Annotated in this window: 9 protein-coding genes; 6 read left to right on the top strand and 3 right to left on the bottom strand. The window is 47.7% G+C overall.

Going from position 1 to position 12,613, the window contains the following annotated elements; all coding sequences use genetic code 11:
* The first annotated feature begins 39 nt into the window (after positions 1–39).
* From DXN05_RS09210 to DXN05_RS09195, 4 genes are all read left to right on the top strand, one after another.
* The gene (locus DXN05_RS09210) at positions 40–573 is read left to right on the top strand and encodes a GNAT family N-acetyltransferase (protein ID WP_116846920.1); all 534 of its coding nucleotides are present in this window, start codon (positions 40–42) and stop codon (positions 571–573) included.
* Positions 574–785: 212 nt separating this feature from the next.
* A complete protein-coding gene (locus tag DXN05_RS09205) occupies positions 786–2,141 on the top strand; it encodes a pyridoxal-phosphate dependent enzyme (RefSeq protein WP_116846919.1) in 1,356 nt (451 codons plus the stop codon).
* Between the two features lie 42 nt (positions 2,142–2,183).
* A complete protein-coding gene (locus DXN05_RS09200) occupies positions 2,184–3,440 on the top strand; it encodes an aspartate kinase (protein ID WP_116846918.1) in 1,257 nt (418 codons plus the stop codon).
* Between the two features lie 7 nt (positions 3,441–3,447).
* Positions 3,448–5,799 carry a GAF domain-containing protein gene (locus tag DXN05_RS09195; protein ID WP_116846917.1) on the top strand — a complete coding sequence of 784 codons (2,352 nt, stop codon included), beginning with the start codon at positions 3,448–3,450 and terminating at the stop codon, positions 5,797–5,799.
* Positions 5,800–5,925: 126 nt separating this feature from the next.
* Here the strand turns inward: DXN05_RS09195 and DXN05_RS09190 are convergent, their stop codons facing one another.
* Complete coding sequence (locus DXN05_RS09190) at positions 5,926–6,783, bottom strand: SdiA-regulated domain-containing protein (protein ID WP_116846916.1); 858 nt, start codon at positions 6,781–6,783, stop codon at positions 5,926–5,928.
* 61 nt (positions 6,784–6,844) lie between these two features.
* Between DXN05_RS09190 and DXN05_RS09185 the strand changes: the two genes are divergently transcribed.
* Together DXN05_RS09185 and ppk1 are read left to right on the top strand one after the other, a co-directional pair.
* Positions 6,845–8,125 (top strand): Pycsar system effector family protein, encoded by a 1,281-nt coding sequence (locus DXN05_RS09185; RefSeq protein WP_116846915.1) that lies wholly within the window; start codon positions 6,845–6,847, stop codon positions 8,123–8,125.
* Positions 8,126–8,162: 37 nt separating this feature from the next.
* Positions 8,163–10,196 carry a polyphosphate kinase 1 gene (gene ppk1 / locus DXN05_RS09180; protein ID WP_116846914.1) on the top strand — a complete coding sequence of 678 codons (2,034 nt, stop codon included), beginning with the start codon at positions 8,163–8,165 and terminating at the stop codon, positions 10,194–10,196.
* Positions 10,197–10,410: 214 nt separating this feature from the next.
* Here the strand turns inward: ppk1 and DXN05_RS09175 are convergent, their stop codons facing one another.
* On the bottom strand, positions 10,411–11,166 hold the full coding sequence (locus DXN05_RS09175; protein ID WP_245975166.1) for a L,D-transpeptidase family protein: 756 nt from the start codon (positions 11,164–11,166) through the stop codon (positions 10,411–10,413).
* A gap of 107 nt (positions 11,167–11,273) precedes the next feature.
* Positions 11,274–12,407, bottom strand: coding sequence for a 4-hydroxyphenylpyruvate dioxygenase (gene hppD, locus DXN05_RS09170; protein WP_116846913.1), 1,134 nt, complete (start codon positions 12,405–12,407; stop codon positions 11,274–11,276).
* Positions 12,408–12,613: the final 206 nt, after the last annotated feature.

The raw sequence follows: 12,613 nt of genomic DNA, 5'->3' as shown, positions 1-12,613 counted from the left end.
TTTCTTGTTGTAACATGCACAGCTTCAAACCGCCCCTGCATGTTGATTCAAACACCAAGACTGGATATACACCCGCTTACCAGGCCGCAGCTGGAGCTGTACCTGGCCGAGCAAAACCTGTTTGAACAAACACAGGGCCTGCAAATCAGCGACCGGGTGCTGAACGAGGACATCAAGGGCCTTATCAGGCAGTTTTACCTGCCCTCGCTGCAGCACGTAAAAAGTGAATTATACCTTTATTACACCGTATGGATAGCCATTGACCGGGCACTGCAGCAAATTGTTGCAGAGTTCGGTTTCAAGGGTGCCCCTGCCCGGCAATCGCTCGAAATCGGGTACGATACCTTTCCGCCCTTCCAGCAACAGGGCTATATCTGCGAAGCCATCCGCGGCGTAGCCACCTGGCTGCACAATGTGCGCGAAGTACACCAGCTCACCGCCGAAACCCATTATGCCAATATTCCCTCCATCCGCGTGCTCGAAAAATGCCGTTTCGCCTATTCGCACAGCGAAAACAACATGCTTTACTGGAAACTAAAGGTGAAACCGGCAGTCGTGAACCGGCAGTTGTGATTGGGAAAGCCATCGAGAATCGAGACATCGACAGTCGTGACTATCTTAGCGAATCCGATTGGCCCAACGCCGTTTTATTCACTATTGACTATTTACCGGCTTCGGCGTTCACTCACCAATCATCAATCACTGAATTCTACAACAAGTTCCTCACTTTGATCTTCACCCGAAGCCCCCGGCTTGTCTTATCTTTGCAGAAACCAGCAAAAAATATGTGGTTAAACAACATACTCGAAACGATTGGCAACACGCCATTGATTAAGTTAAACAAAATAACACGCGACCTACCGTGCACAGTGCTGGCTAAAGTGGATTATTTTAACCCCGGCAATTCCATTAAAGACAGGATGGCCGTTAAAATGCTTGAAGTTGCCGAGCAGGAAGGTAAAATAAAACCCGGCGGAACCATTATTGAATGCACCAGCGGCAACACCGGTATGGGCCTGGCCCTGGCCGCAGTGGTAAAAGGCTACAAATGTATTTTTACCACCACCGACAAGCAGTCGAAAGAAAAAATCGACATCCTGAAAGCCGTAGGCGCAGAGGTCATCGTTTGTCCTACCAACGTAGAACCCGATGATCCCAAAAGCTACTATTCCGTAGCCCGTCGCCTGGCCCGGGAAATACCCAATGCGTACCATTTTAACCAGTACGATAACCTGGCCAACCGGTTGGCACACTATGAAACCACCGGTCCGGAAATATGGGAGCAAACCGAGGGCAAAATCACACATTTGGTTTGTACCGCAGGCACAGGCGGCACTGTTACCGGTACCGCCATGTACCTGAAAGAAAAGAACCCCGGCATACAGGTATGGGCCATTGATGTGTACGGCTCATTGCTCACCAAGTTCTTCAGAACAGGCGAAACCGATATGAACGAGGTTCATCCTTATGTATCTGAAGGCTTCGGGGAAGATTTTGTTCCCGAGAACTACGACATGAAGGTGATCGATTACTTTGAACAGGTAACCGATAAAGACGGCGCCTTAATGGCCCGCCGCATAGCCAGGGAAGAAGGCCTGTTTTGCGGGTACAGCGCAGGCAGCTGCTTGCAGGGCTTAATGCAGCTGAAAAGCAAACTGAAAAAAGACGATGTGGTGGTATGTATTTTTCATGACCACGGCAGCCGTTATGTAGCCAAAATATACAACGACCAGTGGATGATGGAGCGCGGTTTCCTGGATGTAAAAACCTTCCGGGATATTGTAAGCGGCCGCAACCACAAAGGACTGGTAACCATTACACCAGACAGCACCGTGGCAGATGCCGTGGAACTGATGAAGAAATACGATATTGAACACATACCCGTATCGCAGCAGGAGCAGCTGATTGGCGCGGTAAGCGAAGGCGGCTTGTTTCAGAAAGTATTCAGCAACCCGGAAATCAAAACTGCTACGGTAAATACCGTAATGGAGCCCTGTTTCCCGGTTGTATCGTTTGACACACCTGTTGAAAGGCTCAGCAGCTTAATTACGAAAGACAATGGTGCGGTGCTGGCAAAAGATGAGAAAGGCGACTTTCACATTGTTACAAAATATGATGTTATTCAAAGTCTGGCGAAATAGCCGGTATTAATCAGGAATTGCGTTAAAACAGTTGGAATAAAGATGAAAGTATTCAAGTTTGGCGGGGCAAGTGTGAACAGTGTGGAGCGGATACAGCAGATGGCCCGGATTGTAAAAGAACACCACCAGCAACCGCTGGTGATTATTGTTTCGGCCATGGGTAAAACCACCAATGCGCTCGAAAAAGTAGCTGAAGCATTTTATGCAGGAAAAAAAGACGAGGCATTGCAGTTGTTCAACGTAATTAAACAACAGCACCTCACCACAGCCAAATACCTGCTGGTAACACAGTTTAACGCATGCCTGGCCCAGCTGTCTGACTTTTTCACGGAAGTGGAATGGTTGCTGCACGATAAGCCGGTGCGCGGGTTTGATTATTATTACGACCAGGTGGTTTGTATCGGTGAATTGTTAAGCACAGCTATCGTAAGCCACTACCTGGCTGAGACCGGTTTGGCCAACGAATGGTTGGATGTGCGGGATATTATCCGCACCGATAGCCATTTCCGCAGCGCCAACATCAATTGGGGTTATACAACCGCCAAAACCCTTGATGCCATTGAAGCGCAGCCTGGCGCCCTGTATGTAACACAGGGTTTTATTGGCGCCACCGATGAAAACGAAAGCACCACCCTGGGCAGGGAAGGCAGTGATTACACAGCCGCCATATTTGCCAATATACTCGATGCGGAAAGCTTAACCATCTGGAAAGATGTGGAAGGCGTCATGAGCGCCGACCCCAAAGCTTTTCCCGATGCACAGTTTCTGGCAGCGCTTAGTTTTAACGAGGTAATTGAAATGGCCTATTACGGTGCACAGGTTATTCACCCCAAGACCATCAAACCCCTGCAAAACAAAGGCATTCCCCTGCACGTAAAATGTTTTTTAAACAGCGCACTGCCGGGTACTGTAATCAGCAGCAAGGCAGTAAAAAACCTGCCGCCCATTGTAGTGGTAAAAAACAACCAGGTATTGCTGCACCTGCGCAGCCAGGATTTTTCCTTTATCGGGGAAGCTGCGGTAAGCAGGTTGTATACCTTGTTCAGCGAGCTGAATATACAGCCCAGCCTCATACAAACAGGCGCTATCAGCCTGCAGGTATGTTTGGATAACCGGGCCGATAAAATAGAACAGCTGGCCGCAGCAGCCAGCGCAGTGTTTGATGTGCAGCTCGAAAAAGAATTGTCGCTGTTAACCATCAGGCATTACAATGCAGCTATTCTTACCGCTATGACGGCAGGCAAAGAACAGGTGCTGGTACAGCAAACAAAACAAACCGTACAGGTTTTGTATAAATAAACATGCTATGAAAGCAGGGATGTTACATATAGATGATGTGGTGATCGAACAAAACAACACGATTAAAACAGTTGTGTCGTTTACGAAATATATCCGTTTTCTGCAGGAAAGAATTGCGTCGGAAAAAGGTATCAAGGGAACGCTTTACCGTTTTATCCTGCGCAGGTTTGAACGCCATCCTGAACTGATGCAGGAAGAGATTGACCTGTCTGTTCTCAGCCAATATTCCACACTGCTCGAGTTGATACAGGACACTGTTTCACCACTCGTAAAAGACGACAACAAATCGTTGTTTGGTCTTAGTGTACCCATCGCACCCCAGCTCTTCTACTGCTCGGATGCCTTGTACAATATCGCTTTTGACGAGGATTGCCATTTCAAGCAATCGATAGACCGCATTTCGCACGAGGCCCGCGCTGCAAGGCGCGTGGAGTACATTTACCGTTTTATACTGGAACGGCTGTACAACTACCAGATGGCCACAGAAAACGAGATGCTCTATTCCATGTGCGATAAAGACAGCGGGCTGATGCGTTACTTTAAACTGGACCTGGATACCCAGTTTGTAGATGTACAATGCGATACGGCTTTGCCCGAGATTGATTTTGAGCTGTTCACCAATTACTCAGACAATGGCTATAACCTGTCGCTGCTGCAGGAGATCATCCCCCTGTCGATGTTTTCGCTCAGTGGCTTTTCCATTGTACACATCACTGATGTTACTGCCTCACATGCCGTTGAACTGCTGCGCAACAGCCTGCTTAGCGTGGCGCATATTTCACACGAAGAACACGTAAGAACAGTTAGTCTTACCATTAAAACGCTGCTGCAGAACAATGCCGTAGAAACCGGTATCCTGCCGCTGTTAAAGGTAAACGACAATTTCGTGCTCGACAGCAAGCGTAACAACACCAGCTTGCTGGTAAAAACGGTTACCCCGTGCAGGGCGGTAGAAAGCAGCTACAGCATGCTGCTGAAGAAGTACGTGGACCACCCCAAGCCATTGCTGGTGCCCAGTATCAATACCGAAGCACTGGCGCGTTATCCTTTTCTGCAGCCGCTGAAAGATGCAGGATACAACAGCTACCTCATTATACCCATTCATTACAACGATATACTGGTTGGGCTGCTGGAGCTGGCTACAGAGCAGAAAAGATTCCTGCACGACAGGCTGCTGCCCAGGCTTGAAAACGTGATACCACTGATTGCACAGATCCTTAAACACCGTATCGATGAATTTAACTACGGCATTGAGAACATCATCAAGGAAAAATTCACTTCGCTGCAACCCGCTGTAGAATGGCGTTTCAACGAAGTGGCGTGGGAATACATGGTACGCAGCGAACAGGGGCAGGTGAAAAAGGATATTGCCAATATCTTCTTCAAAGATGTATATCCATTGTATGGCGCGGTAGACATACGCAACTCCTCTGTAGAGCGTAACCTTTCGCTGCAGCAGGATTTGTTTACCCATTTCTCTATACTCGCTGAAACCCTGCAGCAGCTGCGCAAGCTGGTGCCCCTGGCGCTGATTGATGAAATGCTGTACAAGTGCAACAAATGGAAAAACAGGATTTCCGATTATCTTACTACCGATGAAGAAATACGCCTTACCAGCTTTTTCGATAATGAAGTAAAACCCTTCCTGGAATACTTTAAAGCCAATTATGCCAGCGCCGAACCGGTGATCAATGCGTATGATGAAGCCATCAACCCCGCTACAGGCAAGGCTTTTACGCAACGCCGCAAACTGGAAGATGCCATACAGCTCATCAACGTAACCGTAAGCGACTACCTCGAAAAACAAAAGGACACGCTGCAACAGGCCTATCCCAATTATTTCGAAAAATTCAGAACAGACGGTATTGAATACGACATCTACATCGGCCAGTCTATTTCACCCGGCAAACAGTTCGATCAGCTGTACCTGCATAACCTGCGGCTGTGGCAAATCACGTCCATGGCCGAAATTGCCAGGCTATCGCACCAGCTGCTGCCACGCATGGAAAAACAATTGTTCACCACGCAACTGATACTGGCACATACTACCCCTATCGATATCAGTTTCAGGAATGATGAACGCCGCTTTGATGTGGAAGGCGCTTACAATATCCGCTATGAAGTGGTGAAAAAACGTATAGACAAGGTGCACATCAAAAAAACCGGTGAACGGCTTACCCAACCCGGCACCATTGCACTGGTGTATTACAACAACAACGATACTACCGAATACATTAAATACATCCAGTACCTGCAGGAGCAAAACATACTCGATAAAACCATCGAATACCACGATCTTGAAGACCTGCAGGGCGTATCGGGCCTTAAAGCAATAAGGGTAACGGTGCTGCTGGATTAAGCGGTGAATAGTGATCGAAGCGCATTTCACCCAGGTCGCCCGCGGCTGTGTACTCACAGCCGCTCATTATTGGTGAAGAAGGTGAATGTGGCGACACAGCCACAGGCAGGGACACCGGCGCCTGCTTTACGGTTTGTAGGGGAACATCATCAAATCGGCTACTTCATCTTCCTTTCCTTCATTGGTAATATACATGTTTCCCCTGGCGTCAAAGGCCAGTCCTTCGGGTTGCCTGAACAGGTTGGGCTTCAGGGCATAGGCTTCCTTCACGTTAAAATCAGGATCGGTAATTACCAGCAGCTTGTTCACCGATGAAATGATGTACCATTCTTTGGTAATGGGATGCTGTGCCAGGCAGCTGGGATTAAAACGCATGCGCTTTTCATCACTCAGCTTTTTAATCATATTCACATCAATGGAAATCGTTTTATCCAACCGGTATGTGGCAGCACTGTCGGGTACCAGCGTGTACACGGTAATAGCCTTGTTCGGATTGTCTGCCTCGCAGTGTTTGCACAACACATACAAACGGCCGGTGCTGTCTGCATACAAGCCTTCGTACTCCGATTTGGGCAGCTGCGCCACCTTGGTTACGGCGCTGTCTACTTCGGTCTGGTGCGCCAGGCTGAACGGGAAAACAAACAACTCTCCGTCACTTTTCAGCACCACCACCTTTTCTTTTGTAATCGTTACATCCTCGTAATCACCCGAACGGCCGAATTTGGCAGAAACGGGCTTGGGATTCGACCGGGTAAAGTAGAACAATTTTCCGTGCTCATCGTTGATGGCATAGAAGGTATCGAACGACCTGCCATGAAACGCGATACCCGAAATTTCTGCCAGGGAAGAGGAATTTAACTCCGTTCGGTCTGGCCGAACCAGGTTATAACCATGCGGACTGCTGAACGAAGTGCGGTAACAGGCAGTAGCAGCCAGCAGCGCTACCAGCAATAGCATAAAAGGTACAACTCTTTTTATCGTCATTATAGATGTAAATTAATAAAAAACACGAATTTTATAACATAACCAATAACAGCCCCGGAACATGAATTATCAAAAGTTGCTGCAGGAAGTAGAAAAATATGTGTCAGATTTTTACTTCGATCATCACAACCCAAAAGTGTTATACCATAACCAGGATCACACCAATTATGTTGTGAATGCGGCAATACAAATTGCCAACCACTACCAGCTGGATGACAAGGATTTTTTTACCGTAGTGGCAGCAGCCTATTTTCACGACCTGGGTTATTTCAGCAATAACGGCAACGATATTGCCACGCATGAAACCAGGGGCGCAGGCATAGCAGAAGCCTTTCTTACCCAGAAAGAAGTTGACCCGGCCGTGGTTGACCAGGTAAAGAAATGCATACTCGCCACCCATATGCCGCAACAGCCCAACGGACTGCTGGAAGAGATTGTATGCGATGCTGACCTGTTTCACCTGGGCACCGGTGATTTTCCGGCCAAAAACAAACTGCTGCGCAAAGAAATTGAAGCCATCCGGGAAGTGGAACTCACCAAGGATGAATGGCGCAAAAAGAATATCGCCTTTTTACAGGCACATACCTATTTTACCGATTACTGCCAGCTGCTGCTGGGACATGCACAGCAGGAAACACTCGAGAAACTGATGAAGAAAGAAGCAGAACACGAGGCAGATGATGCGGAAGAAAACGACAAAGTAACGGCAGAAAAAACGGGCAAGCACAACGGCAACGGCAATGGTAAAGACAAGGACAAAAAGCAGGCAACAGGCAACAAAAAACAACCGAAAGACAACAAGCCCGAACGTGGTATAGAAACCATGTTCCGCATCTCCTCCAACAACCACCAGCGCCTGAGCGATATGGCCGATAACAAGGCACACATCCTTATCACGGTGAATTCGATTATTCTTTCTGTACTGCTCAGCATGCTGCTGCGCAAGCTGGAAGATTATCCGCATTTAACCATCCCGGCCATGTTACTGCTCACAGTTTGCGTAAGCACCATGGTGCTCTCTATCCTGTCAACCAGGCCTAAAATACCGGCAGGTACCTTTACCCAGGAAGATATTGACAAACGCCAGGTGAACCTGCTGTTCTTCGGCAACTTCTACAAAATGCAGCTGGAAGAATACACCAAAGGCTTGCAGGCTGTAATGAATGACAAAGACTTTTTGTACGATAACCTCACCCGCGATGTATACGCACAGGGTGTTGTACTCGGAAAAAAATACAAGCTGCTGCGCATCGCCTATAATATTTTCATGTTTGGTCTTATTGCATCAGTACTGGCTTTTGCTATTGCTACAACCGTGTACGCACAGGTGGTAACCAAATAATATTTATCACGCAAACCAACAGTACAAAGCAATACGCATGACTGATCAATATTTTTATCACAGGGATCTCAGCTGGCTTTCCTTTAACGAACGGGTGCTGCTGGAAGCAACGCGTGAAAACGTGCCCCTGCTCGAGCGCATCAAATTCCTGTCGATTTATTCTTCCAATCTCGATGAGTTTTACCGCGTGCGCATACCCGTGCAAATGGCGCTCACCCGCCTGAAGCAGGAACACCGGCAGGCCAATGAAGCGCTCGCTGAAATATTTACCCGCATAGACGCACAACAACATTTATACGGCACTACCCTGCGTGAAGTGCTGATACCTGCACTGGAACATACCGGTAATATTTTAATATACCGTTCCGATTTCCCGGAGCCTATCCGTGAAGCACTGAGCGATTATTTTTTCTCGCAGGTACTGTGTTTTTTGCAGCCCGTATGGCTCAAGGCATCGGGTACGCACTTCTTCCCCGCCAACAACCAGCTGTACCTGATGGTGCTGGTGCAGCAGGAAAAGAAAGAGAAACTGGTTATCATAAATGTGCCTTCCGATACATTGCCGCGCTTTGCAACAGTTGATAAAGATGGAAAGCGTTATATCGTTTTCCTCGAAGACATCATCAAATTCCACCTCCCGCATCTTTTTCAGCACTGCGAAATAAAAGGCGCCTGGAACTGCAAAATAACCCGCGATGCAGAGCTGAACCTGGAAGATGAGTACCATGGTGATCTCGCTGCCAAAATAGAACGCCAGCTAACCAGGCGTGACCAGGGTTTTGCCACCCGTTTTTTATACGAACCCGGCCTGCCGCTTCGTGCACTGCAAACCATTACGCATGTGCTGCACCTCGAAAAAGCCAGTGTGATAGCAGGCGGTGCACACCACAACCTGAAAGACCTGAACGATTTGCCCGTAAGCAACAGCGGCGCCATCAGCTACCAGCGCTGGCCGCAGGCAAGGCTCGATTTCAGCAACGACACCTCCATTTTCAACAGCATACAACAGGGCGACCGCATATTGCATGTGCCCTATCAATCGTACAACCCGGTGCTGCGCTTTTTTAATGAGGCAGCCACCGATCCTGCGGTTACCGATATTTATGTTACCCTCTATCGCGTTGCGCGCGATTCGCGTATTGTAAATGCCCTCATCAGCGCAGCAGCCAATGGCAAAAAGGTAACGGTATTTGTTGAGCTGAAAGCCCGTTTTGATGAGGCCAACAACCTGAAATGGGGTAAGAAGATGAAGGCAGCAGGCATACGGATTATCTACAGCATACCCGGCCTGAAAGTGCATGCCAAAATAGCGCTGGTGAAGAAGGAAATTGATGGCCGCAGCGTGAACTATTGTTTACTGGCTACCGGTAACTTTAATGAAGGCACCGCGCGGTTTTATACTGACCATATCCTGTTTACCGCCAATAAAGACCTTGCAAGGGAAATGGAACTGCTGTTTATATTTCTTACCTACCGCAAGCATGCCGGCGATTACCCGCAACTGCAGTTCAGGCATTTGCTGGTGGCACAGTTTAACCTGCAGCAAACCTTCCTGAACCTGGTTGACCGCGAGATTGCCAATGCCAAAGCAGGCAAGCCATCGGGCATTACCATTAAACTCAATAACCTCGAAGAAAAGGTACTGATAGCAAAGTTGTACGAAGCCTCAACCGCTGGCGTTCCCGTACGCATGATTGTGAGAAGTATCTGCTGCCTGGTGCCTGGTGTACCGGGTATGAGCGAAAACATTCATGTTACCCGCATTGTAGACCGCTACCTGGAACATGGCCGCATTTTCATTTTCCACAACAATGGCGATACCGATATGTACATGGGCAGTGCCGACTGGATGAACCGCAACATTTATCACCGCATTGAAGTATGTTTCCCGGTATACGATGCAGCCGTTAAAAAGCAGATCAGCGATATTATATCGATACAGTTAAGTGACAACACACAAGCCGTGCGTTTAAACGAAACCATCGAAAACATACCCATCGTTACCGAGCCCGGCACAGCACGCATCGCCTCCCAGGAAGCGATTCATCATTATGTAGTGCACCGGAGTTAAAGGAAGCACTGGTGAATAGTGAATCAATGTCGTTTAGTTTAGCTCAATAGTGTTGTACGCAGGTTTAACGTTTGAAGTGTAAAGTTGGATCGGAGGGGTTCAAATAGTTCAATTGTTTCAATGTTCAATTTTTTCCTAAGGCACCTTACAAAGAAAAAGCAGCGGTGTAACAGTGACTTAACTAAACGACATTGAATAGTCAATAATGACCATCCTAGTTCATCACTACATACTCCCCTTTCTTGTTGATGGAGATGGCGGGGATTCTTTTTTCCTTCTCAAAATAATCGTACACTTCTTTGAGGCGAACAGCAAAGCGCTGTAATTCCTGGTCGTCTTTGGCTACCTTTTCAAGGTATTGTACACTCTTGGGATTATTGAAGCGGATCGGGAAAATATGTACGGGAATAAAGTCTTCACCGGCTCCTTTGGCATAGGAAGCCAGTATATACAATTCTTCAATAGGCGCATCCTGGATAGGAATACAACCTACCGTTACACAGCTGCCGTGGATATAAATATCACCGCCGGGCTGTAATGAATCGCTCAGTATTTTGTCGGAAGCATTGGGGTAGTTTAAGCCCAGCGACAAATGGTAATTGCTTTTCGCATTAAACTGGTTAATGTAGTAAAAACCTTCGGGCACCTGGTAATCACCTGCCAGGCGTTTGGGGCCAAGTGCGCCGGCCATGGCGCAAACCCTGTATGTTTTAAACAGCTTGAATTCTTCGCTGGTGTTGTTGCGTACCCACACTTCCAGCTGGCTGTCGTATTTAAATGAGCGTACATATATCTGCTTCGCAGGCCATTCCAATCCTGCTGCTGCAAACTGTTTTTTCAGGGTATCTTCTTTGGCCCTGATAGACAGTGCAACACGCGGGTTAAAACGTTGTGCGTCGAAAAATGATTGTTGACTAATAGCCTGCATTGCCAGTAACACCAGCATCCCCATGAACATTATACGCTTCATACAACCGAAATTATAGCATAATACGATATAAGCGTGTAATTTATCCGTTAAAAAGCAAAGCTCCCGTTACCGGGAGCCTTGCAAAAACAATTAGCAGGTTAATCAATTTAGAGATTGCCTCTTAATTCCTGCTCACGTTCAATGGCTTCGAATAATGCCTTGAAATTACCCTTGCCAAAACTCTGTGCGCCCTTGCGCTGGATAATTTCAAAAAAAACTGTGGGGCGGTCTTCAACGGGCTTTGTAAAAATCTGCAACAGGTAACCTTCATCATCCCGGTCAATCAAAATACCGAGTTCACTTAAAGGGGCCAGGTCTTCATCAATTTCACCCACCCTGTCGAGCACCTCTTCATAATACGAAGCGGGCACGCGCAAAAACTCTACCCCCCTGCTGCGGAGGTCGGTTACTGTTTCAATAATATTATTGGTTGCCAGCGCCACATGCTGTACGCCTTCTCCATTGTAAAAATCCAGGTACTCTTCTACCTGCGATTTCTTTTTGCCTTCTGCGGGTTCATTGATGGGGAACTTCACAAAGCCATTGCCATTGCTCATTACCTTACTCATGAGCGCGGAATATTCGGTAGAAATATCGTTGTCGTCAAAGCTCAGGATATTGCGGAAACCCATCACTTCTTCATAAAATTTTACCCAGGGGTTCATCTGGTTCCAGCCCACATTGCCTACGCAATGGTCAACATACAGCAGGCCGGTTGAAGCAGGCTGGTAATAGGGTGTTTCCCATTTCTCAAAGCCGGGCAAAAAGGCACCTTTGTAGTTTTTGCGTTCAATAAACAGGTGTACGGTATCGCCATAGGTATGAATGCCTGACATGACCACTTCACCATGCGCATCTTTTAAATGAACCGGCTCCAGGTAGCTTTTGCCGCCACGCGCTGTGGTTTGTTTCCAGGCATCGGTGGCATCGTCCACACGCAGGGCCAGGACTTTTACGCCGTCGCCGTGTTTGTAAATATGATCGGCTATGGGGTTATCGCTGCGCAATGGTGTGGTAAATACAAACGTGAGCTTGTTTTGCGTAACCGCATAACTCGCGCGGTCTTTTACACCGGTTTCGGGGCCCGCATAAGCCAGGCTCTGAAACCCGAATGCGGTTTTATAATAATGGGCTGCCTGGCGGGCGTTGCCCACATAAAATTCTACATAGTCTGTACCCTGCAAAGGCAAAAAATCCTGCTGTTTTGCTTTGTTGCCCTGGGCCGCAATCATTGTTTCCATAATAGGAGTTTTAAAGAGGTGGAATAGCCAAACACATTGCCACAGGCTGTTTTTCGCAGCAGGGCAGGTTGGTTATGTTGTAAACGGTAAATCGGTAACCGGTAGGGTTACCGGGAAGTGCGGGAGAATTATGCCAACGAATCCATGGCCAATGTTTCCATCAGCAGCGAGTAATCGCCACGCCTGTCGGCAAAAAGTTTATGCGG

The sequence above is a fragment of the Deminuibacter soli genome (assembly GCF_003412455.1).
In the GTDB taxonomy this organism is placed as follows: Bacteria; Bacteroidota; Bacteroidia; order Chitinophagales; family Chitinophagaceae; genus Deminuibacter; species Deminuibacter soli.
This window is presented reverse-complemented; position numbering and strand designations above follow the sequence as displayed.

What these genes read in the sequence shown, in the direction of transcription:
- DXN05_RS09210 (WP_116846920.1), top strand. Translation starts at nt 40, where the DNA reads ATGTTGATTCAAACACCAAGACTGGATATACACCCGCTTACCAGGCCG.
- DXN05_RS09205 (WP_116846919.1), top strand. Translation starts at nt 786, where the DNA reads ATGTGGTTAAACAACATACTCGAAACGATTGGCAACACGCCATTGATT.
- DXN05_RS09200 (WP_116846918.1), top strand. Translation starts at nt 2,184, where the DNA reads ATGAAAGTATTCAAGTTTGGCGGGGCAAGTGTGAACAGTGTGGAGCGG.
- DXN05_RS09195 (WP_116846917.1), top strand. Translation starts at nt 3,448, where the DNA reads ATGAAAGCAGGGATGTTACATATAGATGATGTGGTGATCGAACAAAAC.
- DXN05_RS09190 (WP_116846916.1), bottom strand. Translation starts at nt 6,783, where the DNA reads ATGACGATAAAAAGAGTTGTACCTTTTATGCTATTGCTGGTAGCGCTG.
- DXN05_RS09185 (WP_116846915.1), top strand. Translation starts at nt 6,845, where the DNA reads ATGAATTATCAAAAGTTGCTGCAGGAAGTAGAAAAATATGTGTCAGAT.
- ppk1 (WP_116846914.1), top strand. Translation starts at nt 8,163, where the DNA reads ATGACTGATCAATATTTTTATCACAGGGATCTCAGCTGGCTTTCCTTT.
- DXN05_RS09175 (WP_245975166.1), bottom strand. Translation starts at nt 11,166, where the DNA reads ATGAAGCGTATAATGTTCATGGGGATGCTGGTGTTACTGGCAATGCAG.
- hppD (WP_116846913.1), bottom strand. Translation starts at nt 12,407, where the DNA reads ATGGAAACAATGATTGCGGCCCAGGGCAACAAAGCAAAACAGCAGGAT.